The sequence below is a fragment of the Microbacterium resistens NBRC 103078 genome (genome assembly GCF_001552355.1).
Lineage (GTDB): Bacteria > Actinomycetota > Actinomycetes > Actinomycetales > Microbacteriaceae > Microbacterium > Microbacterium resistens.
Genome location: NZ_BCRA01000225.1, coordinates 1 through 1,063, shown reverse-complemented (window position 1 = coordinate 1,063; position 1,063 = coordinate 1). Strand labels below are relative to the sequence as shown.

The 1,063-nt window shown below is 74.8% G+C and carries 1 protein-coding gene; it reads left to right on the top strand.

The window, feature by feature from the left end; translation table 11 throughout:
• A partial coding sequence (locus MR1_RS19135) for a transglutaminase-like domain-containing protein (RefSeq protein ID WP_169797723.1) occupies positions 1 to 1,063 on the top strand: 1,063 nt, incomplete at both ends.

The following is a 1,063-nucleotide window of genomic DNA, read 5'->3' as shown; positions in this document are numbered from 1 at the left end:
GCGCGCGGACGAGTGCGCTGCGGGACGGGCTGGGCGCGGTGGCGGCCGCGGAGGGCGTCGCCCTGCGGACCGCGCGCACCTCGATCCGCGTGACCGGCGTGAGCGGATCCTGGCTTCCCCTCCCCTACCAGGCCACCACGGTCCGGGGGCTGAACGGAAGCTGGATCGCGATGCGCGACAATCGCACCGTCATCGCCTCCGACGCCGACGCCGCCGACCAGAACTACACGGTGGAATCGGCCTCGGTGCAGCCGACCCTCGAGCAGGTGCGGGCCGCGTCCGCCGCGCAGGCCCCTGTCGCCGGGCCGTTCCGCGACCTCCCCGCCGACCTCCCGCCCGTGATCGAGGAGACCGCGCGTCAGGTCGCGGGGGCGGAAGGCAGCGACTACGACCGCATGGTCGCGCTGCAGACGTGGTTCCGCGCCGGGTTCCGGTACTCGGAGGAGACCCCGGTCGCGGAGGAATTCGACGGCACCGGAGTGGATGCGGTGGAGGCCTTCCTCACGGTCCGGGAGGGCTACTGCGTCCACTTCGCCGGGGCGTTCGCGCTGATGGCGCGCTCGCTCGGGATGCCCACGCGCATCGTCGTCGGCTACCTCCCCGGGACGGCGAGCGACCAGCGGCAGGACGGCGGCCCCGTCTATCTCGTGACGAGCGACCAGCTCCACTCCTGGCCCGAGGTCTACTTCGAGGGCCTGGGCTGGATCCCGTTCGAGCCGACCGCGACCCGCGGCGTCCCGACCCGGTTCGAGACCGCGGCGAACGGCACGGGGAGCGGGGCGCCCGCCCCGAGCGAGGCGCCGACGAGCGAGCCGACCGCGGCTCCCGCCACGAGCGACCCGTTCGACCGCAACGACCAGGATCCGGACGCCGGCGGCGCCGTGCCGCTGCGGACCTTCGATCCGTACCCGCTGCTGTGGACGATCCTCGGCGTGCTCGCGGTCGTGCTCCTGCCCGCTCTCGCCCGCGCGATCCGACGCGCCGCGCGGTTCGGCGCCATCCGCCGGGGCGACGCCACCGCGGCGTGGGCGGAGGTCCGCGACAGTCTGCTGGACCTGGGCCT